The sequence below is a fragment of the Dyadobacter bucti genome (assembly GCF_005869225.1).
In the GTDB taxonomy this organism is placed as follows: Bacteria; Bacteroidota; Bacteroidia; order Cytophagales; family Spirosomataceae; genus Dyadobacter; species Dyadobacter bucti.
This window is the reverse complement of the sequence record NZ_SWFP01000012.1, coordinates 101,323-124,537: the sequence shown is the minus strand read 5'-3', so window position 1 is coordinate 124,537 and position 23,215 is coordinate 101,323. Positions and strand designations below refer to the sequence as shown.

At 45.0% G+C, this 23,215-nt stretch carries 29 protein-coding genes; 4 read left to right on the top strand and 25 right to left on the bottom strand.

The features are described from left to right. Positions 1–3: 3 nt before the first annotated feature. Complete coding sequence (locus tag FBF61_RS30050) at positions 4–366, bottom strand: YtxH domain-containing protein (RefSeq protein WP_138484539.1); 363 nt, start codon at positions 364–366, stop codon at positions 4–6. 166 nt (positions 367–532) lie between these two features. Between FBF61_RS30050 and FBF61_RS30045 the strand changes: the two genes are divergently transcribed. Next, a complete protein-coding gene (locus FBF61_RS30045; protein ID WP_166444651.1) occupies positions 533–901 on the top strand; it encodes a response regulator in 369 nt (122 codons plus the stop codon). 27 nt (positions 902–928) lie between these two features. Here FBF61_RS30045 and FBF61_RS30040 read toward each other — a convergent pair whose 3' ends face one another. Next, positions 929–1,108 (bottom strand): DUF2188 domain-containing protein, encoded by a 180-nt coding sequence (locus FBF61_RS30040; RefSeq protein WP_138484536.1) that lies wholly within the window; start codon positions 1,106–1,108, stop codon positions 929–931. 29 nt (positions 1,109–1,137) lie between these two features. Further along, positions 1,138–1,914 carry an exodeoxyribonuclease III gene (xth, locus tag FBF61_RS30035; RefSeq protein ID WP_138484534.1) on the bottom strand — a complete coding sequence of 259 codons (777 nt, stop codon included), beginning with the start codon at positions 1,912–1,914 and terminating at the stop codon, positions 1,138–1,140. 132 nt (positions 1,915–2,046) lie between these two features. On the opposite strand from xth, the gene FBF61_RS30030 reads away from it, so the two are divergent. Further along, entirely contained in the window at positions 2,047–2,529 is a 483-nt protein-coding gene (locus tag FBF61_RS30030; RefSeq protein ID WP_138484533.1) for a low affinity iron permease family protein, read from the top strand. 101 nt (positions 2,530–2,630) lie between these two features. Here the strand turns inward: FBF61_RS30030 and FBF61_RS30025 are convergent, their stop codons facing one another. The 9 genes from FBF61_RS30025 to FBF61_RS34775 form a co-directional block, all read right to left on the bottom strand. Continuing rightward, positions 2,631–2,996: a DUF6876 family protein gene (locus FBF61_RS30025; RefSeq protein ID WP_138484531.1), complete on the bottom strand. Its 366-nt coding sequence runs from the start codon at positions 2,994–2,996 to the stop codon at positions 2,631–2,633. 236 nt (positions 2,997–3,232) lie between these two features. Next, entirely contained in the window at positions 3,233–3,493 is a 261-nt protein-coding gene (locus FBF61_RS30020) for a YgaP family membrane protein (protein ID WP_166444650.1), read from the bottom strand. A gap of 295 nt (positions 3,494–3,788) precedes the next feature. Continuing rightward, entirely contained in the window at positions 3,789–3,941 is a 153-nt protein-coding gene (locus FBF61_RS30015; RefSeq protein WP_138484529.1) for a recombinase family protein, read from the bottom strand. Between the two features lie 345 nt (positions 3,942–4,286). Then, on the bottom strand, positions 4,287–4,892 hold the full coding sequence (locus FBF61_RS30010) for a TetR/AcrR family transcriptional regulator (protein ID WP_138484527.1): 606 nt from the start codon (positions 4,890–4,892) through the stop codon (positions 4,287–4,289). 487 nt (positions 4,893–5,379) lie between these two features. After that, positions 5,380–5,514, bottom strand: a complete 135-nt coding sequence (locus FBF61_RS35320) for a response regulator (RefSeq protein ID WP_138484526.1) — start codon at positions 5,512–5,514, stop codon at positions 5,380–5,382. Positions 5,515–5,534: 20 nt separating this feature from the next. Next, complete coding sequence (locus FBF61_RS30000; RefSeq protein WP_138484524.1) at positions 5,535–5,774, bottom strand: response regulator; 240 nt, start codon at positions 5,772–5,774, stop codon at positions 5,535–5,537. A gap of 156 nt (positions 5,775–5,930) precedes the next feature. Next, positions 5,931–6,851 carry a DUF2382 domain-containing protein gene (locus FBF61_RS29995; protein WP_138484523.1) on the bottom strand — a complete coding sequence of 307 codons (921 nt, stop codon included), beginning with the start codon at positions 6,849–6,851 and terminating at the stop codon, positions 5,931–5,933. Positions 6,852–6,887: 36 nt separating this feature from the next. After that, positions 6,888–7,499: an OmpA family protein gene (locus FBF61_RS29990; protein WP_138484522.1), complete on the bottom strand. Its 612-nt coding sequence runs from the start codon at positions 7,497–7,499 to the stop codon at positions 6,888–6,890. 81 nt (positions 7,500–7,580) lie between these two features. Further along, on the bottom strand, positions 7,581–7,754 hold the full coding sequence (locus tag FBF61_RS34775) for a hypothetical protein (protein WP_166444641.1): 174 nt from the start codon (positions 7,752–7,754) through the stop codon (positions 7,581–7,583). A gap of 449 nt (positions 7,755–8,203) precedes the next feature. Here FBF61_RS34775 and FBF61_RS29985 point away from each other — a divergent pair, with 449 nt between their 5' ends. Next, positions 8,204–8,674 carry a DUF892 family protein gene (locus FBF61_RS29985; protein WP_138484520.1) on the top strand — a complete coding sequence of 157 codons (471 nt, stop codon included), beginning with the start codon at positions 8,204–8,206 and terminating at the stop codon, positions 8,672–8,674. 66 nt (positions 8,675–8,740) lie between these two features. On the opposite strand, the gene FBF61_RS29980 is transcribed toward FBF61_RS29985, so the two are convergent. From FBF61_RS29980 to FBF61_RS29945, 8 genes are all read right to left on the bottom strand, one after another. Beyond that, positions 8,741–9,622 carry a YsnF/AvaK domain-containing protein gene (locus FBF61_RS29980; protein ID WP_138484518.1) on the bottom strand — a complete coding sequence of 294 codons (882 nt, stop codon included), beginning with the start codon at positions 9,620–9,622 and terminating at the stop codon, positions 8,741–8,743. 46 nt (positions 9,623–9,668) lie between these two features. Then, complete coding sequence (locus FBF61_RS29975) at positions 9,669–10,100, bottom strand: YsnF/AvaK domain-containing protein (protein ID WP_138484516.1); 432 nt, start codon at positions 10,098–10,100, stop codon at positions 9,669–9,671. Next, positions 10,100–10,462: a YtxH domain-containing protein gene (locus FBF61_RS29970; protein WP_166444649.1), complete on the bottom strand. Its 363-nt coding sequence runs from the start codon at positions 10,460–10,462 to the stop codon at positions 10,100–10,102. Before FBF61_RS29970 ends, FBF61_RS29975 begins: the two co-directional genes overlap by 1 nt. Positions 10,463–10,843: 381 nt before the next feature. After that, a complete protein-coding gene (locus FBF61_RS29965; RefSeq protein WP_138484512.1) occupies positions 10,844–11,383 on the bottom strand; it encodes a YciE/YciF ferroxidase family protein in 540 nt (179 codons plus the stop codon). Between the two features lie 562 nt (positions 11,384–11,945). After that, a complete protein-coding gene (locus FBF61_RS29960; RefSeq protein WP_138484509.1) occupies positions 11,946–12,422 on the bottom strand; it encodes a hypothetical protein in 477 nt (158 codons plus the stop codon). A 12-nt stretch (positions 12,423–12,434) separates the two neighbouring features. Beyond that, positions 12,435–15,668, bottom strand: coding sequence for an error-prone DNA polymerase (locus FBF61_RS29955; RefSeq protein WP_138484507.1), 3,234 nt, complete (start codon positions 15,666–15,668; stop codon positions 12,435–12,437). 19 nt (positions 15,669–15,687) lie between these two features. Next, positions 15,688–17,187 (bottom strand): Y-family DNA polymerase, encoded by a 1,500-nt coding sequence (locus FBF61_RS29950; protein WP_138484505.1) that lies wholly within the window; start codon positions 17,185–17,187, stop codon positions 15,688–15,690. A 2-nt stretch (positions 17,188–17,189) separates the two neighbouring features. Next, on the bottom strand, positions 17,190–17,927 hold the full coding sequence (locus tag FBF61_RS29945; protein ID WP_138484503.1) for an ImuA family protein: 738 nt from the start codon (positions 17,925–17,927) through the stop codon (positions 17,190–17,192). 70 nt (positions 17,928–17,997) lie between these two features. Between FBF61_RS29945 and FBF61_RS29940 the strand changes: the two genes are divergently transcribed. Continuing rightward, positions 17,998–18,822, top strand: a complete 825-nt coding sequence (locus tag FBF61_RS29940; RefSeq protein WP_138484501.1) for an XRE family transcriptional regulator — start codon at positions 17,998–18,000, stop codon at positions 18,820–18,822. Between the two features lie 398 nt (positions 18,823–19,220). Here the strand turns inward: FBF61_RS29940 and FBF61_RS29935 are convergent, their stop codons facing one another. From FBF61_RS29935 to FBF61_RS29915, 5 genes are all read right to left on the bottom strand, one after another. Then, positions 19,221–19,592: a hypothetical protein gene (locus FBF61_RS29935; protein ID WP_138484499.1), complete on the bottom strand. Its 372-nt coding sequence runs from the start codon at positions 19,590–19,592 to the stop codon at positions 19,221–19,223. 2 nt (positions 19,593–19,594) lie between these two features. Then, positions 19,595–20,152, bottom strand: coding sequence for a hypothetical protein (locus FBF61_RS29930; RefSeq protein WP_138484497.1), 558 nt, complete (start codon positions 20,150–20,152; stop codon positions 19,595–19,597). An 857-nt stretch (positions 20,153–21,009) separates the two neighbouring features. Next, positions 21,010–22,023, bottom strand: a complete 1,014-nt coding sequence (locus FBF61_RS29925) for a helix-turn-helix transcriptional regulator (protein ID WP_138484495.1) — start codon at positions 22,021–22,023, stop codon at positions 21,010–21,012. Next, positions 22,010–22,594 carry a GNAT family N-acetyltransferase gene (locus FBF61_RS29920; RefSeq protein ID WP_138484493.1) on the bottom strand — a complete coding sequence of 195 codons (585 nt, stop codon included), beginning with the start codon at positions 22,592–22,594 and terminating at the stop codon, positions 22,010–22,012. Before FBF61_RS29920 ends, FBF61_RS29925 begins: the two co-directional genes overlap by 14 nt. Before the next feature lie 256 nt (positions 22,595–22,850). Further along, on the bottom strand, positions 22,851–23,165 hold the full coding sequence (locus FBF61_RS29915; protein ID WP_138484491.1) for a hypothetical protein: 315 nt from the start codon (positions 23,163–23,165) through the stop codon (positions 22,851–22,853). Positions 23,166–23,215: the final 50 nt, after the last annotated feature.

Sequence of the window (23,215 nt, the reverse complement as noted above, 5' to 3'; positions counted from 1 at the left end):
AGATCAAACCCTTCTTTGATATTTGTCCACGGACTGGTTGCCCGGTTCGGTCAGATCCTCGACTGTCCCTTTCGCCGTGCCCGTTACACTATCGACGGCACTTTTTGCTTGTTCAGCCACTGAACCGAGTTTTTCCCTGGCGGCATTAACTGCATCACTGGCTTTTTCCTTTGTATTCTCCCATTGATTGGAAAGGTTTTGCTTCTGCTGATCAGCAAGGTCTTTGAGTTGTCCCCGCGTTTGCTCGCCAGACTTGGGCGCATAAAGGATTGCTGCAACAGCTCCCACGGCTGCCCCGGCTAAAAATCCCAGCAAAAAGCTGCTATCTGATCCCTGGTTTTCGAATGCTTCGTATTTCGAGCTCATATCAGTTGTTGTTAAGTGAAACTTTTTATGTTCGAAAAACGTGCCAGCAATTCGCCCTGACAATAGGATGAATGTCCGCGGCCACCAGAATCAGGCACAGATTTTTGCTAAATGCCCCCCATTGAACCTACTACTCACAGCAATGGAAAATAAGACGCTTCTAGTGATGATTGACGACGACACAGACGAGCACGAAATCTTTAATATGGCTATTGAAGACATAAACCAACCAATGGATTGCTTGTATTTCACAGATTGCGAATCTGCAATCGCATACTTCTCCCAACCGGGCGTAACACCTCCCTCGCACGTGTTCATGGACCTGAAACTGCCCCGGCTACAAGGTGATCAGTGCCTCGAAAAGTTACAGCAGCTTCGTCAGTTTGATCATCCGTTCTTGGTCATATACTCTTCGTCCATTTCTGACGAGATGCAGCAGAAACTACTTAATTCAGAAATCGGCCAAGTGATTCAAAAAACGGATTCGATCCCAGAGCTCACAGAAACAATCCGGCAGGTCGTGCTGATGCCTTAGGATTGAACGTGCGCGCGTAATGGCAGCTTACTGCTCGCTTTTCTTGTGTTTGAAGTACTCCCTCGCATTTTTCAGCCCGGTTGCGATGGCAACACCTTCATCTGCTCCGTCCGATAGAAGGGCGTTTGCGATTTCGACCGCTTTTTCGCGGATCTTCTTTGGCTGGTTTTTGTAGGATGGCGGATAGTCCCCGTTGTTCCAAGGCATAAAAATCCAGGTTAAGGTTGAAACTAATTTCATTCGCCCATCAGCTCGATCCAGGCCGGCGCGTGGTCACTGGCCCTTTCCCACCCTCTGACGTGCCGGTCAACGCCGGCGGCGATCAGCCGCGGCGTAATCTGCGGACTTAGCAAAAGGTGGTCGAGCCGAAGGCCGGCGTCGCGGCCATAGGCATTGCGCAGGTAATCCCAGAAAGTGTAAATCCTTTCATCCGGGTGAAGGTGACGGATCGCGTCCGTCCATCCCTGCCCCACCAGCTCTTTGTATGCTTTGCGGGCCTGTGGGAAATATAAAGCGTTATCCTCCCAACGCTCGGGCTTGTATACATCCAGCGCTGTTGGGATTACGTTATAGTCGCCTGCCAGCACGACCGGCACCTGTTCTGAAAGTAGATACTTCGCATGCTTCTTTAACCTTTTAAGCCAGGCCAGTTTATAGTCGAACTTCGGCCCCGGCGCAGGGTTCCCATTGGGAAGATAAAGGCAACAGATTAGCATCCGGCTTACGATCGCTTCGATGTACCGGCTGTGGTCGTCATCCGCGTCACCTGGCAGTGTGTTGCGGACTTCTTGTAGCTCCAAACCTCTGGCCAGGATCGCTACCCCATTCCACATTTTCTGCCCGTGCCAGACGGCGTTATAGCCCAGTTCTAGTAGCTCGCGCTGTGGAAACTTGTCACTCGGCGCTTTCAGCTCTTGAATGCAGACAATGTCCGGCCGCTGCTCTTCAAGCCAACGCGCAAGCACTGGAAATCTTCCGTTAATACCGTTGATATTGAATGTCGCAATCTTCATTTACAGCGTAGTATTTCTCACAGCAGGCCTTTAAAATCATGCCCTACGTTTTTAGATCGCTTCTAAGTTGAGAGTCAGCAGGTCACCAGGCACGGATTTGACACAGAAAGCCTGCAAAATACTTTCCACCATATGAAAAAGTTAAACGGCCTATTTGAGCGCATGGCCAATCAAATCACCGCTTGGACCGGAAGCTCACCCGCGTTTCTCACCGCGTTTGTCATCGTTTTGATCTGGGCCGCGACAGGGCCGCTGTTCGGCTACTCGGCAACCTGGCAGCTGGTGATCAACACCGGCACCACAATCGTAACCTTCCTGATGGTGTTCATCATTCAGAAATCGCAAAATAAAGAATCAAAGGCTATCCAGCTCAAACTAAATGAATTGATAGCCGCCAGCCGCTTTGCCAGTAACCGGATGGTGGACATTGAAGATCTGACGGAAGAAGAGCTTAACGTGCTACATAAATTTTATCAGAAGCTCTCAGACGAATCCGAGAAGGATCAGGACATCCACAAATCACACTCGATTGACGCAGCTGACCACATGCAAAAAGAAAAACAACGAATTCAGCAGCAGAAGGGGGATAGCGATCAAAACAATGAAGAGAATTGATGTAGGTTGTCGGCCAGTCTTGGAGTGCAGACTGGATATACAATTCGGAAACGTGCATAAAAGCCAATGGCTGCTCCCACTTTGAAAGCAGCCAAAAGCGGTTAATTTTCACATGGAAGCAGGATCACATCGTTTGTAAAATAGATTTTAATTTCTGCCAGTGGAAAATCTGTGTAGGGAATTTGCTTTGAGCAAAGCACCCGGCCGTTCCCATCATCGCAGGTAAGTACCCCGGTTGTTTCATTGAGGTCTACTTTAAGCGTCCAAACCTGGAATTCTTCATTTTTCACCCTTGGATGATGCTGCTGGAAAGCTATTTCGTCGATAAGCCAGTATGCTGCGGCTTTGAGCATCAAGTGCCTAATCCCATCGGTGTACAAGATGCGTTTTACGACCGGATGACGGTACCAATTGTCAGTGCCGGTAAATCCTGCGAGGTCTTGGAGTGTCAATTGCTGGGCTTCCATGTTTTTTGCTGTTTGTCGCCTCCACCGTTGGAGAACAATGCCCTTCAGCACCCGGCAAAGTCTGAAAAGGCAACACCCACACGGGAGCGCAGCGAATGGAGCGGGCCGCGTGATTGACGTTCAGACTGTCAGGTGCACTTTGCGTTGTTTCTCTCAGGGGCAGGCTACGCTGGAAAAATATGAAAGCAAGTCCTCTGAATTGATGGTTAGGGATTTTGGATGCGCCTTCCTACCGGTCAACCCACTAGCAGACTATTCCGACCGATCGCCTTATTTAACGGGCAGAAGCCGGTCGTCGCCCTGGTAAGCAAAAAGCCACTTACAGCCGTGAGTCCTTTTCCGAGCAGCGAATCCTTTTTCTTCACCGCATAAGCGCCAATTGCTACCGCTGCGATACCGGAGATAATGCGCTCGGTCATTCCAACATTTTGATTGTCCTTCACAGTCTGTGCGGCCGCCTGGGCCTCTTCTTTGATCTTTTCAGTTGTGCTTTGCATAATATTGTGTAGTAAGTCCGTTGCCCAGGCAACAATAATTATACCATACAATTCAATTCGCCTCGCGCGGGTCATTTTAATGTGACTCTGAAACTTACAAGAAATTTTGGTACCTTAATATCAAGCGCCTGTCGTGACTCGTTTAGCAGAACGTCGGGCCCGTACCGTAAACCAACCCCCTCGACGTTAATTATGATCGAAAATATAAGCCCTGACCTGGGCTCGGATGCGGTTAAGATCATCGAGTTGTGCCTGACAAAGCTAAGGCCTATACAATTGGAGCATCTGGACTCCCTTATAAAGAGATACCCTGCACTGGTGCGCGGGAATTTTTACCTTCAGATACTTTCTCATGAAAAATCTTCTCGCACCCGGCCTTTTTTAGTGCATCAAATTGTAAGTCCTGATTTTGCTCATTCTTCGAAACTCTTACGTAGCCAAAAATCATCTCAAATTACATTTTAACCCCTGTGGTTGCAATATACTGTAATTAGATTTCATGTACCACTAAAATGAACTCTCGTTAGGCTGTTTTTGGCATAAAAATGAACACTTCCAACAAAGTCGGAAGAGTACAGAAATACGACCGTTTTTGCATACGCCTGTTAATGACAAATGGGCGAAAGAAATACGGACCCTAGTTTACTGCTGGCCAATACAAAATCTGGAGAAAAATGTACCTGTAAGAGCAGAGAAGTTTTTTTCTTATAGTTAGCCAAGAAAATCCCACTGAATGTTCAAATCAAACCTTCACAGTTAAACCTGAGAAAGACTCTTTTAAAGCGATTTGTTATTAGCTTCTTACGTCTGTAATAATTCGCTCGATCAATCTTTCGATCCTTTTCCAGCCGTCTTCCGAATGCAAGTCGACGTCAATCATTTTTTGCCGGTAGTCGGCCGAGATGGTCACAAAATAAATACTGGCCGTTAGAAAGGCGACCAGTGCACTGGTGTCATTGTAGCGGGGCAAATCCCCAATCTTACTCATAATGCGTTCTGCAACCTGGTTCTGGGTATCAGAAAGCATCGATTTGCCGTTACCTATTTCCCACCTAATCAAATCGCGGGTGGCCTTGCTCTCACGTAGGTCGTTGATAAATTTGTGCATTAAGCTATTTAACGCTTTCCCTCTTTCATCGGGGCCGGGGGCGGGAATGCTGTCGATGTAGTCCGCACAGATTGTCGATGTGTAATTTCTAGATTTTACATACTGTTTCATCAGCCCCTCCACACTTTCAAAATAACGGTAGATAAGAACCTTGTTTACTCCGGCGGTACGAGCAATGAGGTTTACGCCAACTTTTGCAATTCCGTGTTGCTCCATCACGTCACCGACCGCCTTAAGAATTTTACTCTTAGTGCGGTCGCGATCGCGCTTTTTGACTATGTCGGTTTTCATCTGTGTGCTTATTTAGGCTAACAGAGTAAATGTAATATTTCGTCTAGAATTTTATAGAACTGAAATATAATAAGTTACCAACTTTGTGTGTTCCAACCTAAGCTTTTATACCTTGTTACTTCGTTCAAACCAAATCCTTACCAAAGACACTTTAGTAGTTTGTTCCAGTCCGGTCTTAAATACGTTGAAGACGTTTTCTATAGTTGTAATCTGATTTTCTTCTGCGGGCACATTGTCTATCTAAATTCTTTTTTGCAAACATCGGCTTTGCACAACACCGCATTACCGTACTGGGCATTTAGCGAACTATGAAAATGTCAGTGACAAGAGGTTGGCTAATATAGCGCTCCGCCGGTTAGTAAAAACGGACCTCCCTGATAAAGGCTACGGTGTTACGTCTGAGTACAATTGGATACTTGAGCGTTTTGAAACCAGTGCTGTTCAGCTTCATATCAAGCGTTAATTGCCACTTACGCCTGACAATAACTTAAAGATATTTAGATGTTACCGCGCCCCACATTTCAAGCAGGCCTTCAAACGAATTAGGCTTGACAATAAAAGTAGAAGCGCCCGCCTGGTATGCTTGCTCAATGAGTGAGGGGCTCTCAGAGGTTGAATACATAACAACGGGAATGCTTGAAATCAAAATAAGCGATCTAATCCGTTAAGAGTTTCCAAGCCATTCATGCCTGGCATATTAACATCAAGGATAATCAACGAGGGGACGCTAACTTTGTTAACATCAAGAATCTCAAAGAAGTGGTGCCCGTTGATGGCCTCAATAATATTGTCTTGGGGACGCACCAACGTAAAGGCCTCACAGACCAGGTACCGGTCATCAGGATCATCATCAATTAAGTAAACATGCTTAGGCTGCTCCAAAGAAAAAGTTGATTATCCATGGCACGTAAGATGCTCATTTCAAGGTAAAGGTATGCATGTTATTTTCAATTGGTGTCACTTTCATCTATTAAGTAACTTCTGTACCATTTAATCAAAACTCCGAACTGCCAGGCAGATCGGAGTTTTCTATTGTGACTAGATGCTGCTATCATCTGGATTTTCATCCGTTTTAAGTTGCTGGCCCTTTCGTAAAGCAAGCTCTTCCACTTCAACTTCTGTACTGCGCACAGTGTCTTTAATGACTTCTTCACGTTCAGTGACATCTTTGGTCAGTGATATTTCTTCGACTACAATAGCAGTTTTTGATACGACCGGCACTTCTGCATGCTCGATCAGCTCAACACTCCCTTCCTTAAATGTATCCAGCTCACCAGGCGTGACCAGGCGGTCAACAGGCGTGCGATCTACATGGACATGCTCGGTTTTAAGGGTCACGTTCTCTTGAACTGCTTGCTCCTTGATGCTGCTGGTTAGCCGCACCCCGCCGGTCTGCACCTGCCTTTTGGATATATTGATATCTTCTTCAATGATAGGAATACTTTGATTGCTTCCAGAAATGCTTTTGTCACTGGATGCAGTCCTGGAACCATAGAACTGCTTGTCATCAAAATGTTCGTGCTTGTAAAATCCCTCCGGATGGCTTTCATAAGTAGCAGCCCCAGCGGCGGCCGCAGCTGCAAGTCCTGTGAATGTACTGCGGATCTGCGATTCAGTTGCAGGTGTGATCATGCCTTTTTCATAACCCGGCAAAGAACCCAGTTTTTGGCTGGTCAGCTCGCTCAGAATTACTTCATCTTCTTTCTCATCCAGTGTGGCTAGTCCAATCGGGACCAGCACTTTTTTAGAATCCAATCCCAAGTTGTTATCATCAAGGTCTACAATAATATACAGCACTTTTTGGGTTTGGGTATCAAAGATCAGCTCATCAACCTCTCCAAGTTCGTTCCCTGCTGTATCCCTTACATCCCAACCTTTAATGTTAGGCTGCCCATCGACTATTTCGTAACCGCTGCCGCCAAGCTCTTGCATGCGGTCAGTATCATTTGAATTTGCCATAATCTTTGTTTTAAATAATAATCATTTGCTGAACACTTACTTCGCTTTGGCGACAATTTCAACTCTGCGGTTCATATGCCTTCCAGAAGCCGTTTGGTTAGTAGCTACCGGATCAGTTTCGCCCTTGGACATAACTGTAATCATGTCAGCAGAAAAGCCTGCGTTCTTTACCAGCCATTGTTTTACTGATTCGGCACGCTCTTTACCCAGTTCTTTATTGAGCCCAGCTGAGCCCGTCGAATCCGTGTTACCATAAACGGCCAGCGCAACACCTTTGAAACGCTTTTCAAGTGAAGCGCTTATTTGTTTTAACTGCTTTTCGGCGCTCTGCTGAACCTGATTTTCACCGCTAGCAAAAAGGATATTCTCGCCCAATCCGTAGATCGTGTAGTTGTCATCGCCTTTCACGGCAATGGATGTATCGGTAATTTCCTCATAGTGCGCTTCGGATGCATTAAAATTGACATTGTCCCACTCGGGCAGGGTAACTGCTTTTACATCAGCAGTACTATCGGTTGAACCTGTAACCGAATTATCATCTTTGTTGCAGCCGCGCAGAAGCGCAATCAGACCAATAACGATAAGTGCAAGTAGAAGCCATATCCACCAGGGACGGCTTTGTTTTGGTTGGACATCTAATTCTGCCATAGTTGATTTAAAGTTTAGTTATAGGTTAATTAAAAGTGTGTGCCTGAAATGACTATCTCATTCTGCTTAGTATGTAATCTATTAGACGGCCGAGTGCACGGGACGGTCATACCTGTTGTAGTCATCCTTTGAATCGGTTCCTTTTTTAGCGCCAAAACCAGCAGCAGCGACACCGATCAATAGCCCTAAGAATGTAAAGATTGCGGCTTTCGAAGCCGCCGATGCCGCATCATCTGCCGCTTGACGGGCTTTCACTTCTGCCCCGTTGCCCGTAGCTGTGTTGATCAGATAAAATGTTGGTTTCCATTTGATTTTAGTTTGTCAGTGAAAAATAGATGTTGAAAAGATAGGCGATGTGCCGAGTTTGGTGCTTGGCTAAGCACAAGTCTTGTAGCTTGCCTGGGGCATACTAAGAAACATCCATGCCATGCAAGGTCTTAATTATTAATTGCCAATAACATGCTATGGTACCTGTTTTCAAAAAGCGGCCCTGCATCAATTGCAAATATGGGGACAGCCTTGCCGTTAATGGGGCACCAGGATACAGTAGACCAAAGGGCGGCTTGCATTTATCCGATCCTTTGATTTGACTGAAAATAACCCGGATGTGGCCATTCTTCAATAAGCTGAATTGAAACCATAATGGCCTGTTAACTGGCATAGTTTTAAACCAAACGTGCCCCGAAGCTCAATCTCAACAATCTATGACAACCCACGAGTTATTTACCTCCGAACTACGCCAGATGCACTGGTTTGAAAATGCATGGGTGTCCATGTTAGGCCAGCTCGGCAGGTCAACTTGCCTGCCTGAATTAGGAAGCGCTTTAAAGAATGAGCGGGCTTATACCCAGGAGCATGTCAACCGTTTGAGGCAAATATTCGTTTCTATTAATGAGCCTGCGGAAGATAAAGAAAGTGCAGCACTCACCGGCCTGATATCAGATCTTAAAGACGCGTGCACATTCTTTACAGATGACGACAACTCATGTGACATCTCATTTATTTTGGCAGTTATTAAAGCCGCTAATTATCAAATCGGGGCTTATTCAGGGATGCTTATGCTTGCCAGCGCATTGCAGTACGAACAGGCGCAAGGAATGATTCAGGATATTGTTAATGAGGAAGAACAAACGGTCCTGGATTTGAAGGCCCTGTTATCCCGGCATAACTTGTAACTAAGATCAGGTGAATAAAAAAAAGGCACCAGTAATGGCGCCTTTTAATCTTGCTGATTGTGTCTATTAAAGATCCAAACCTGATCTTCTAAGCTTTTCTTCATCTGTGAGGTTTTCAACTTCGACCTCGGTATTGCGCAAGGTTTCGTTGATCGTCTCTTCGCGCTCATCTACGGTTTTGCTTAAACTTACCTCTTCAACTATTCGCGCTTCTTTATTTACAACAGGGACTTCTGCATATTCTTTCATTTCAATAGTCCCTTCTTGGAAAGTATTGAAATCTGACTCGGATGCAACCCTGTCAACAGGTGTCCTATTAACATTGACCTGCTCCTGGCGAAGACGGATGCTTTCCTGAACAGGGCGCTCAATAATCCGGCTTTTAAGGCGTACACCGCCTGTTTCGACCTCACGCTTTCCAACCTGCAATTCTTCCTTAATCACTGGCAGCGAATCTGTCTGAGCATCCGAAACAAACGACTGATCTGAATCAATATCAATTGCCTTATTGGTATAAGGATCAATGGAAGTATCATTGTATGTACCTACCGTAGCATCCGTTACCGAGCTGCCAAGCCCTTGGCTTGCACTGTAACTGCCAGCGGTTTCGTTGACGTCCACTGCGCCATACTGGTCCAGGATATCCGCCGCAGTTTCTGCCAACTCAGCATCGGCCGCGTGCACCGTCACAATTGTGCCCCGTCGTCCTGCCTCAGAATAACGCCGTGTTTCATCTTCATCCCCATCAAAGAGGTCTTTGAAGAAGTTTCCGATGCGGTCACCAAAATCTTCATCATCTTTATTAACAGTTGATACTGTCGCATCCGAATTATATGATGACGTTGTAATATCCACGTCGCTGGCTGAGAACCCATTAGCTAGTAAATAACTTTGAGCCTCTTGCGCATCATTCGTGTTTTCGAAAATTCCAACTACTGTATTGGCCATGATTATTGATTTAAAAGGTTTTAGTTTGTTGAATTACGACCGGCTATCAAATATCTATGCCAGGACCGCTTCTTGAAATGGTTACTTCTTCCTTTCGCAGCGTTTCGGTAAAGGTCTTTTGATCGTGGTGATGACGCCTTGTGATATGCATCTCTTCTACAAGCATCAGGCGTTTTTCGACAACCAATACCTCCTTTACAACCGAGACAATGGTTACGTCCCCTTCTTGGCGGACAGCGGCCGGGGCCGTCTGTACATACTCGTTGATCTCTTTCCTCTCCACTATCAATTCCTCGCTCGTGATTTCACCAGTAAAGGTTGCCTCCTGCTGAAAAACCTGTTTAGAAACCAGGATGCGGCCTGTTTCAACATTTTCAGTGGTGACGACCAGTTTTTCTTCCATCACAAGCATTGTTTGGGCTTCAATGGTAGACGAATCCATACCAGCATCTGCCGGTTGCTGCCTGGGGCTTGACATTAATAACGCTTTTGAAATTTGTCCACCGTCGCTTTGGTACCGTCGGCCAGGTGGTCAACCGTTCCTTTGGCTTTATCGGCATACGTATCCACTGCCTCTTTGGTTTGGTCAGCAACTGTGTTGAGTTTTTCTTTTGCCTGATCAACCGCTATGGCTGCATTAATCTTAGTGTCTTCCCACTGGTTTCGCAGTTTGTCTTTTTGCTGGTTTGCCAAATCTTTCAGCTGTTGACGGGTTTCTTGGCCTGCTTTGGGCGCAAATAGAATTGCAGCCAATGCACCTATGGTAGCGCCAACGAAAAGTCCAAGCACAAAGCCTCCGTTAGAATCATCCCTTTCCTCATAATTATTTTTCCAGCTCATCTTATATGTTTTTTGTTGAGCAGTACGATGAACTAAAAATGTGCCAGTGTCAATATCTTGATCTTGAACCACCCTGTTAATCCTCCGCATAAGCCATACTAGATCCAACAATCGTTATTCAATGGACTAGATATGAATTTTGCCGCGCCCAGCCGTGAAAAAAATCATCCATTACAAATGGATAGAGTGGCCAGGCACCTTTTCAAGTTTATCAATCTGCCTGAGAAATTAGACCCTGTCGTGTGCAGAAATTGTAACATAAGCCTCAGGTAGGCCAACCCGGTTATTATTGAAACGGTCTATTCACGCTGGTCTATATACGTGAATTGATTACACAGGTGCTGATCCATAAAGAATCAACACCTGCAAAATCTCTTATTATTACTCAGCGCTAGCCTGTTCATTAACATAGGTTTCGGCCAAGCCGGTCAAAATATGATCGGTTTCACCTTCCTGATCCAAGGTTTGTTGCAAAAGGTCGGCAGCTTCCGAGTAACCCAAAGTGCGGACAATATTTCTCAGGGTCCCATATGATGCAATCTCATAATGCTCTACTTTCTGGGCGGCCATGATCAAACCACAGTCACGTACCATCGTGCCTTTGTCTGTACTTTCGATGATTTCTTCTGCTTCTTCAATGAGGCCTTCCATCGCTGCACATTTCTTGGCTTTGGCCTTTTCGTCAACGATTTCGAATACCTGCTCTAATGTAGCGGCGTGTTGTTTGGTTTGCTCGGTATGTAGGTCAAAGGCTGATTTTAGCTCTTCTGAGGTGGTGTTTTTAGCCATTTTTACCAGTGCCTTGGCAAGGTGCTGCTCTGCCCAGTAAATATCTTTCAAACCATCTACAAATAGTTCTTTCAATTTTTCACCATCCGCTTCATTAAGGATATTGCTCTTTTTGTTTTTACTTGTTTTCATGATCAGTTGATATGTTCGTGTTTCATCAAATCCTAAAATACTATATCAACGTAATTGCATATACGGGAAGTGGCCTATTTGAACTTATGAGCATCCCGTCAATCAAAGATGCAGAATGAACGTCCGTTTTTAGAACGAGTCATTGTCATAAAGTACAGTTTAAGGTGGAACCATTTTCAATTAGTGAACCCAATAGGGCTCTTGCGGCCCATGTGACCCATTTATTACTGATATTTCCATGCAGATGAATTCGCAAAAAAACCACGGTTTCTGCGCACTCTATGTCCGCTTTTTGCATGCGAAGAGACAATTTCAACTTCAACTTGTTAACGTGGATCAGCTGCTACCAGGGAAGCGGTCGACTTTCTGGAAAACCTTACATGTAGTATTCGCGACAACCAAATTGTTCAACCAATGCAACTCTACTGACCATCCCCATTATACAGCTCTGTTATGCAGCTTAAATGCATCCTGAGTCTATACAACTCCGACAGACTTTACATGTAGCATTCTCGACAACCGAAATCGCTCACATGAAATTTGATTAGATGCTGCCTGTATATTACTCAATCAGCTTGCAAGCCTCCCAATGATACTGCTCCCCATTTGATATGACATGGGCCATTAGGTGCCCGTCCTCAAAGGTTAGCTCAATGTTGGTCTTTTCATCTGGCGCAATACCAGTGTTAGCAGTTAGAAAAGAGTGAATATTCTTTTGGTAGTGCTTTATAACTCTCGATTGCCAATCTCCTTCTTTAAACTTGCTAACAAAAACAACATACCTAGGGTCATTGAAGAGCTTGCTAAACTTATCATGCTCAGTACGCACGTCCAGCATTCGCCCTTCTTGGGCAGTCAGCTTCGTTGCGTGTTTTTGCGCGGCGTTCCGATCTTGATAAGGAGTCGCTATAAAAGCCTGGCCTTTTGGCAAGCCAGACCAATTAAAGCGTTGTAGGACGATAAAGTATTTTCCGCTTCTAAGCAGCGCTTTGAGATAAGGCATATCCAGTACTAAAAATGGGTTATAAGATGCAGTCATACACTGGTCTGTTTATTTGAAATTCCGCCCCGATGGGAAGATTTCCAGTTGGACGTCTTTCTTTCTTACCTGCGTTTTTTTGTTTACTGCCGCAGATGCGTATTCATCTTTTTCATCTGCACGTGAAAGTGTTTGCACGTCGGGATCTGCGCCGCTGGCCGCATTGAGCTCGCGAAGCAGTGGTGATGCATCATAGCAGTGACGAACGATCACATGCACGACTTCACCTTCGATCTGCAACTTGCCTTCGACCATCAAAAGTCGCGCACGCAAAATCTCTTTGCGGTACTTTTCAAAAAGGTGTTGAAAGACGACCAAATTGGCTACTCCGGTCTCGTCCTCGATGGTGATGAAGCAAACCCCGCCCGCTGTCCCCGGTCTCTGCCTGACGAGCACCAAGCCTGCTACCCGGACAATGGTGCCCGCTTTGCGGCTGTAAAGATCCTGGGTTGCAACCACGCGTTTGGCGGAAAGCTGCTGCCGCACGAAGCTTACCGGGTGCGCTTTAAGCGAAAGTGAAGTGGAAGCATAATCCTGGACAACATGCTCAGCAGGCGTCAGCTTAGGAAGCTCGACCGGTTGCTCAAATGCGCTTTGCGACTGCTGACCAGTAAAAAGCCCAAACGGCCGGTCTGCAAGCGCAGTCGCTTCCCACATCGCCCGCCTGCGGTCAAGCCCCATGGTACCGAATGCATCCGCATCAGCAAGCTTTTCAATGGCACTTTGGGAGACGCCAGCATCACGGACCAGATGGATAGATGCATAAGGGTGAGATCTTGCCGCAACAAGCAGTTCCATTTCATCTTGCCTGATTCCTTTTACCTGCCGGAAGCCAAGCCTGATCACTTTGTATTTCCCTTCGGCTACTTCCAGCATGTTGTCCCAAAAAGACAAATTCACGTCAACCGGCTTTACAACGACCCCATGCTTTCGGGCATCAATAATAATTTGGGCAGGCTGATAAAAACCCATGGGCATACTATTCAGCAGCGCAGCAGCAAAAACATCTGGGTAATAGCATTTAAGCCAGCAGGAAACATATACAAGAAGGGCGAAACTGGCCGCATGGCTTTCAGGAAACCCGTAGCTTCCAAAGCCTTCGAGCTGCCGGAAGATCCTTTTAGCATAATCTTCCGAGTAGCCGCGTGAAGTCATACCATCGATCAGCTTCTTTTCAAATTGCGACACCATCCCGGATAGTTTAAAAGTTGCCATGCTGCGCCGTAGCTTGTCGGCTTCTGCCGGCGTAAAGCCGGCGGCAACGATGGCGATTTTCATCGCCTGCTCCTGGAACAGCGGTACGCCCAACGTTCGGCCCAGGATTGCTTCCAGCTCTTTGGAAGGATACTCGACAGCTTCTTCACCATTCCGGCGTCGCAAATACGGGTGCACCATATCCCCTTGAATGGGCCCTGGCCTAACAATGGCGACCTCAATGACCAGGTCATAAAAATCTTTGGGCTTCATGCGTGGTAGCATCGACTGCTGCGCGCGGCTTTCGATCTGGAACACGCCAATCGTATCTGCGTGACCGATCATATCATATACTACCGGATCATCCTGCGGCACATTAGCTAGTGTTAGCGAAAGGCCGTAATGCTCCTTGGCCAAATCAAACGCTTTCCGGATGCAGGTCAGCATCCCTAGCGCCAAGACATCAATTTTCAGAAAACCAAGCGTATCGATATCGTCCTTGTTCCATTCAATGTTGGTACGGCCCGGCATTCGAGCGTTTAGGATCGGGCAAAGATCTGTGATCTTTCCTTGGGTGATCACAAAGCCGCCCGTATGTTGGCCCAGCTGGCGCGGAAAGCCCATAAACTGACGTGTTAAGTCCAGCACTTTGACAAGATGCGGGTCGTCGGCATTAAAGCCCTGCTCAGTGATGCGCTTACCTTCAAACCATTCGTCGGTAAACTCCCAAATTGAGCCAGAGAGCCGGTTAATGGCATCGACAGACATACCCATCGCTTTGGCCACATCACGGATCGCCCCTTTCTGGTGCTGCTGGGTCACAGTGGCGACGATCGCAGACCGGTCCCGTCCATACTTTTCATAAATGTACTGGATGACTTCTTCGCGCCGCTCATGCTCAAAGTCTACGTCGATATCTGGGGGCTCATTCCGCGCCGATGATATAAACCGCTCAAACAACAAATCAAATTTGGTCGGATCAACACTGGTAATGCCCAAACAGAAACAGACCGTCGAATTGGCAGCCGAGCCCCGCCCCTGGCATAATATACCTTTCTGCCGCGCAAACCGCACAATATCATATACAGTCAAAAAATAGGCCGCATAATCCATCTCTTTAATAAATTTCATTTCATGGTTAATGGCATTTACTACTTTTTCGGGCAGTGGATCACCGTAGAAATCCCTGGCACCTTTCCATGCCAGATAGGTGAGTTCTTCTTGTGGGCTTCGGCCTTCACTGGTGATCTCTTCCGGATATACGTATTTCAAACTATCAAGCGTAAACTGGCAGGCATCAGCAATCTGCTGGCTACGGCGTACTGCATCGGGATATGCCCTGAACAGGCGCAACATCTCTTTCTCTGGTTTTAGGTACCGCTCAGCATTTTGGTGCAGCAAAAAGCCAGCGTTATAGATCGTACACTTTTCACGGATACAGGTCAAAATATCCTGTAACTGCCGCCGCTCGGAATGGTGATAGTGCACATCGTTAGTGGCTACAAGCGGGATACCAAGCCGGTCAGCGATTTGTGAAAGGCGGTAAAGTTTTTTGGCATCATTGCCCAGGTAACCCCGGCTGGCCGAAATGTAAAGCTGATCACCCAGGGCATCCCGATAATCTTTAAGCGCCCTTTCAAAGCCAGGTTCAAAATCAAATTCTGTATTGAGCTCATCTGGTGCAACAGCAATGAAAATGATCCCTTCGCTATGCGCGTATACATCCCTTCGGAAAAGTGCGCATTTGCCTTTCTCGGTCCGCAGGTTCCCCGTTGAAAGAAGCCCCGACAGGCGCCCGTAAGCGCCCTTATCTGTTGGGTATGCAAGAAGGCTTGGGCCGTCGATCAAATCAAGCCGCGCTGCAGGGATGATCTGAATATCCTTTCCACGCGCCGCAGCATGTGCACGCACGATCCCAGCCAACGTGTTGCGGTCGGTGATGGCTATTTTCTTGTAGCCAATTGCGCATGCATACTCCACAAGTTCCTCAGGATGTGAGCCACCCCTGAGAAAACTGAAATTTGTCGTTACCTGTAATTCGGTATAAGCCATGCCTGGATTTGTTTAAGACTTATGCAAAATATCCGTGTATGAACCACTCGGGCTTGTTGTCATCCTGGTAGTGGCCGAGCCGGAATATCCAGAACCTGGCCCCTGCTTCATCTTCGACTGTATAGTAATCGCGGTGCAAACCTTCCTGTATCCACCATTCCTGTTCAATTCGCTCGGGACCATCTGCCCTTTTTATCTTGTGGACTTCTCCCTGATAGCGGAAAAGCATGGGCGGGTAATCCGGAACGGGGGCTGAGACTTCTACCCTCTGGGGTTCTGGTAGCAAATGCACGGGCCGGGGCCGGTCAATGCGCCAGGGAGTCTGCGGTTGCTCTTTTAAAGTGGCCGCTTCAATGGTGCAGCGCTCTGGCCAGTAGTGCTGGGCGGGTAGGTAGCGATGGCTGATGTCAGGGCCCGCCCTTGCAACAAGGCGGTCAAGGAGCTCTGCAATTTCCACCCATTTGTTTGCCGCACCTAAATTAAAGAGCTGGTCTTGCTGCTCTCCAAGCGGTTCTACTATCGGTGCCTCCAATACAAAAAGCTCAATGCCCAATGCCGGTTCAATGGTTGGGATTTTTAACTCAAAGAGTTTGAACAAGTGTCCTGCACTGCAACTGGCAAAGCTGGTGCCAATCTCCACCTGCTGCATTTCACCGTCAATCCGGTAGCATTTCAGTACTGCTTTGCGTACCCCCTGCCCTTCTTTGGCAAGCCGGCTGCACAGCATTTCCAGCAGCTTTTGCATGGCAATCTCGATGCCCGGTGCGGTGCGAATGGGTTCCAGGCAAGGCAATCGCTCAGTAAATGGCTCAGGTGGTTGGATTGGCTCGAAGGCTTCATGGACATGGCCAAGCGCCTGCCCTAGCCGGTCTAAAAGCGCCTGCCCAAAACGCCGTCTAAGCACAGATGGCGCTATATACACAAAGCTTTTTATCTGATAAAACCCAAGCTTATACATCTTTTCGATGGTAATCTGCTCTAAGCGCAGCGCCATAGGCGGTAAGGCTTGTAGTGCATCAAGCTGTGCGCCAGGCGCAACGATACGCTCGGATTTACCGTACCGGCAAACAGCCCACGCGGTGGCTATCGTATCTGCCATGGCCGCGCGCGCATCATAACCACTGCCTTTCAAGCGGGCGACGATATCTTTCAGGTAAGCCATCTCACCACCCCATAAATGCGTGCAGCCGGTTGCATCTAAAATCAAACCGTCATCAAGATCAATCCCTGCAAGTGGCGTGTAGCGTAGCGTCCATTTTGCAAGTGCATTCAGAAGTTTTTCTGCCAGCTCTGCATCGTCTTCGATCACCTCCAACGAGGGCAGAACAGCACGGGCATCTGCCACAACCATGCCTTCCATGATTCCGCAGCCCCGGGCCTGTGCGCTAGCTGCTTTCACTACAACACGTCCGCGGCTGGGCGCAGCCAAAACAAAAGGAGTACCTGCCAGCTCAGGCCGTTTTAACACAAGCCGGTCTGTGGTTAAATGAGGGAACCATATGGATACATAGCGCGCCATACCTACCCTACTTGAAGCAGCTCGCCCTTATCCTGGCTATCCTGCGTTATAATGGATTTCAAATTCTGATTTTGCCATTCTACCTGCCAGCTGCCTGGCTGGCCGTTGCGGATTTTTAGCAGCTGCACATTCCAGCGGGGATGCCCGACACCTGGAAGCTCGTTTTGCCCCTCTGTCGGGAGTGGGCTAATTTGCCACCGGCAGACGGCGGCAACTGGATTCATACTGCGTGGATTTATCCTATGCAAAAGGCCGGTCACCCTACTCTGCTCACAGGCAAGTTGAAGCCGTCGGGATGCGGTTAGCCCAATTTCCTGTACCTGGCCAACTACTGCTGAAAGTGCCTGGCAACGAAGCCCTTCCTCAATCATCCAGAGCAAGTCACGCTCCTTTTTGACGTCAATAAATATGACCCTTTCCGGTGCTAGCCCAAAGAAGCTTAAAGCTGGTGGAAAAACAGTCCTTTGCATCCCGACCCAAAGGCAGATACCATCCTGCTTCATTAGGAAACCTGCAAGCGCAGCCATAAAACCGCTCGTTGCTGCGGATTGTCCCTGGTCCGTACTGATAAATTCATGCATAGCCCCAACTGGAAATGCCCCCTGGGGAAACGCATCCTGGATTGGCCCCAATCCTGTCCCCATCTGTTTATGGTGTGAAGCCACACGCATGCCCTGCAAGGAAAGGATTTCAGCTCTCAGCCTGGTTATCAGCTCATTCTTATCAGTTGCAGTTTCCATATCATAGCATTTATTATTAGCTTTGATATTATTAATAACAAAGTTGTGATTTCAATAATAACATTATGCCATGACAAGCGCAAAACTTTTTTTCCACACTAACATCCGTTTCCTGCGTGACCGCAAGCGGTTGACCCAGGAAGATTTTTCACAAAAGCTTGGTTTAACCCGTGTTAAACTGGCTTCCCTTGAAGCAGGAAGGACAGAAAACCCGACCGCAGCTGACCTGATGAAATTTTCAGATTTCTTTCATATCAGCATTGACACGCTTTTCCGGGTTGACCTTACGAAAATCTCAGAGTTGAAGCTTCGAGAATTGGAGTCTGGAAGTGATGTTTACATTACCGGCAGCAATTTGCGGGTACTGGCTATTTCAACTGATCAGACAAGTAAAGAAAATGTCGAGTATGTACCCATCAAGGCCAAGGCGGGCTATCGTCATGGGTATGCTGACCCAGACTTCATTGCCAAGCTACCCAAGTTTTCTATGCCTAACCTTCCTGCTGGCGGCACCTTCCGGATGTTTCCTACGATTGGTGATTCCATGCTGCCACTTCCGGAAGGATCTGATGTGATTTGTAAGTTTGTGGAAGACTGGACACAGTTAAAACCAGGCATACTATGCATTGCCATGCTGCGCGGGGAGCAGGATTTTGTCTTCAAAAGGCTCACTGTTGATCCGGTTAATAAAACAGTGCTTTTAGAATCACTCAACCCATTGTATGAGCCTTATCAGGTTGTGGCCAGTGACGTGTTGGAAATCTGGAAATACCATAGCTATCAGTCCAAAGACCTGCCAGAGCCTGTTTCACAAATGCACCACATTGCCCAGACAGTTAACGAAATATTGGAGCGAATGAAGGTTGTGGAAGAAAAAGTTGGAAGCTCTTTATGAAAGTCATAAGTGAATATGGCCCTATCAATTTGAAGCAGCCTCATTTGCCCCGTGAACTTACATGTAGTATTCCCGACAACCGAATTTCGGTATCATATCTAACATTCAAAGATTAATCTATGGAAAGCAGCCTCTGCTTTGATAAGCCAACTCTCATGATATGCAAGTAGATTTCTAACATGTCATATCATACTCTTAGTTGACATTATGTTCTGTAACGATCGCTTTAAATTCATGATACAGGTCATCCGGCACTTTCTTGTTTGCAGCGTACAAATCGCAAATTCTGTTACATGTAAATAAATCCTTTACACTTAGAATAATGATGCCATTGTAATGATTTCGGATAGCGGAGAAGGCTAAAAACTGTTCTCCGTGAGTGATTTGAGTATTCATGTCTACTTCATCGGTTTTACGTCTGAGTATGAAACATAACCATTCTTCCTGTTAACGTTAGAAAAATATACCCATACAGAATCATTTTTTTCTCCCGCACCCCAAAAGGGTAGCGAGTTCTCTATCTTCCAAACTTCACCATCAACATTTTTATAAATCAATAGAAACTGCTCATCACTAAGTTTTGTTTTAGGAATGTGGATTTTTTCTAAAATAGCCGCCTTTACACTATCTGATTTAACAATAGAAAGTGGCGCATTGCTAATCATTTGCCCAATGGGTATTGGTTTAACCAAAGTCTTAGAATTTAACAGCTCAGTTACTAATACAAAGGCTAGGGCTAGTAGCATAAGTGAATACAAAATGGTTTTCATATTTAATTTCCGTTTAAGTCGCGCTCAAATTCTTCAAGTGTGTAATGGTTCTTGACATTCAATCTCGCATTCTCTTTTATAGTAGTTAGAATCCGGATCATGGATTTTTCAGCCCTCTCAATACTTTCATTAAGATTAGATTCTGCACCAGAAACAAGTTGACCAATGCTTTTCTCATGAGAGTTGGTTATACCTTGTAAATTTTCTCTTGTCAAATCCATATTCTTCAACAGGCTACTTAACGTTTCAATATCGGTTTGTATCTGCTCGCTAACTTGTTGGCTCTTAGCGGATTCTTTGTAGTATGTATTCAAATGCTTTAAAAATCGCTTGTATTCCTCATTAAAATCTTCCAGATGCATGGTGCTGTAGGCAAAATCCTTACGCAGCAAGTCCACCGCCTTGCCAAGCTCCTGAATTTGAATACCATTTCTATTCGCAATCCGAAGCAAATCTTGAAGGTTAGACCTTATCTCATCAGGAAAATCATTCTTTCTCATCTGAATAATGATGAAAAGCATGACGACCACAAGTAAAATAATTTTAGATGATAGTAACATGGCTATCTAATTTTTTGTGACTCATTATTAACTGCAGCAAACTGAGTAACTATAGCCATTATACGTTTCGTAAGGGTAATGCAGATTTTAGGATCTGTATTTTGTATCAAGGTGAGAGTAGTTGGGGAAAAGCTTCTCGACAGGCTTGCAATTTCGTAATATATCTTACCACAAAACAATTTGTCGTCTTATAAGGGGATCGCATAAAAAAGTAAGTTAAATTATAAAATGTAAATCTAATATTTCATAATTTAACTTACAAATTTCCTGATGTATTTAGAGGATGTAGGTGGTTCGCCTAAATTGTAATAATACAGTTCGGCTCTATGATGTATGGTGAAAATAGAAAATGTGCATACAAACCAAGCTGCTTCGATACTTGGTTCAGCAATTAAAGGTTGTCGTAAAAAGCTTTCATAATAAAAAGTCGATAATCAAAATCTAATCCGAACCATTCCTTGGTCGTAAAATAAAGTCTCATTTTAGGAACAAGCTCTAAACTGGATCCCCTACTATTTAAAATATTAGGTTCAAAAGCATCGCTGCCAAACTTTAATAATATGCTTTCAACAGAATAAGAAGGGATTGAGATTCGATCATTTTCAATTGTATTTACACAGTTCAAGGACCGAAAATGTTTCGTTGCATTTTGAATTGCAGGTTCCATAAGAGTAAAGTAGGAAATATTGGTGGCTGAAAGTACTTCGTCAAAATTGGTAGAAAACTTCTTCTGTGACAATACGAAAAAAGTCTAATTTGATATTTTTTTTGAAATATTTTTAAACAAAAATGGTACGTCTTAAGACGTACCATATAAGACAAATACCGAAATGGATGAAAAAAGTACAGTTTTGTGTCTAATTCTCTAATTTATGGATCAACTCAAGTCTGTTTTTAACAAGTACCTTTCTGAAGGTATTTTCTAAATGTTTCTTGACTGTACCCACCTGAATATTCAGTGAATTTCCTATCTCTTCGTTAGTATAGCCCAATTTTAAAAGCCTAACGACTTCCTTCTCCTTAGTAGTAAGACCAAATTCATTCATATTCATTTCTAATCTCATCCCTGGATCATACGAATCATTAACTACGACCGCTTCTTCTTCGTATGCAAATTCCAGCGGCATAACCACAGCTTTATTTTCTTCCAATGACACAGCAGGCAAAGCTTCTTCAGCTTTGTCGATTTCTTTTAATCTTTCGAGATCGGTTCGTACATCACGAATTGACTGCCTCACAAATAAAAGTGTAATGATAGCAAACCCACCATTGGTTAATAATGCTTCGTTCACCTGCTCAATTCGAAAGTATGCAAGAAAGGCAAGGGTTGCATAAGGTATCACTGCAAAGTAAACTCCGATGATTTGAAGGTAATCCTTCCTTTCTACATTTTTGTACTTCTCGCGGATAGACCTAAACAGAACGTACCCTAATATGATCCCATAAATTGCGGGTATGATCAGGCCATTATCAATGGCCTGATCAATATTCTTATTCAATAAGTATGTTACCCCGGCTACCAACAAAAACGGAAGATGCAAAAAGAAGTAAATCCCTCTTGTTGCATGCCATTTTAACTCACTGATGTCATACGCTTTATAAAAATAAAACGGAAAATATGAAGCCATAATAAACCCAGCCCCGTACGTTAATATGTATTGAACGCCAATGGGAATAAAATTTATTCTTGGGTCTGGAAAGAAACCCATTGCAACATTTTTAACTATCAATAATATGAGGAGTATTAAATAATACTTCCGCATCTTTTCTCTTTTCGCCAGATATAAAGGCAACTGGAACAACAACATTATAATTTCAAAAACTATAAAGATTGCAGTTACCACATGCATATCTGTATTAGATATTGTCATTTGTCTTATTACTGATTAAATATAGTGTATATCCAAAATCTAGCTCTTTGTAGATTTTCAGTCCGTACCTTTCATACCAAGGAATATTCTTTACTGTAGATGTTTCCAAGAAAATTGGACGGTGTTCAATTTTGGAATCTTCAATAATCTCCGTTAATAGCTTTCCTCCTACTCCCTTGGACTGCGCTTGCGGTTTTACGCCTATGAACCACAAGTAGTAAATCGGTCTGTCTGGGTAATTAGCAGAAATTGCTTTTTCTCTTTTCATAGCTTTGAGAGCATTTTTTAATCCGATCCCAAAAAGGACCAGCCGAACTTCATTTAATAGTCCAGAAAGTGTCGTTTTCTTTTTTTCAGGAGCTGAAACCAATGCGCATGCTTGTTCATCATCGGAGAGAAGTACTTTACCACTTGCCATACACACCTCGAATGAGTACGCCATTAGCTCTGAAATTCTGCTCAAACGTTTTGAATCATTCGGAATAAGGTAATTGATACTTTTATTGTCTTGAAATGAGTCAGTTAGTATTTTTACAATGAGATCCTTGTCACTACGCTTCGCTAATTTCATAATTTATAAATGTTTAATTTTCAAATAATGATATACGTCGAAAGACGCATTTTAACGGAAAAACGGAAAAAAAGCCACAAATCTTCCTTTTTCCTCGCTTAATAGGCCTATTTAAAATAGCAACTCACAATGTAAAAAAGTGAGCCACTTAAAGAAAGCCAACGTACTGGTCAGCCCTTTTTACAGGCACAAGGAATGAGATTTTAATTTTCCCACTAGGAAAAATTTGTCGTTAAAGTGACAGCCTGTCACTTATTCAGAGCTCCTTGAAGCGGTGTGATAGACTATCGGAATCGTGGCTATCAAGGCTAGAAACGAACGAAATAACCTCTTTCAATCTTCTAGCATTTCGTCGATAGTCTTCTAACTCGGTCTTAACCCGTTCAAGAGACAATTTGAGACTTGCTATAACCTGAGTGTTATTTGGATATTGGCGAACAGCATACATAAAGGCTTTACTCCCACTACCAACTATTCCCTGATCAATGATTTGATTCAAGATATTGACAACATCTTCGTTTTCTTCTTTGTCAAGATGCTCAACAACGATCGTTTTGAATTCTTTAGACATAAACTATAAGAGGTTTATTAAAGCGGCCTGTCAACCGTTTTGATAGAATA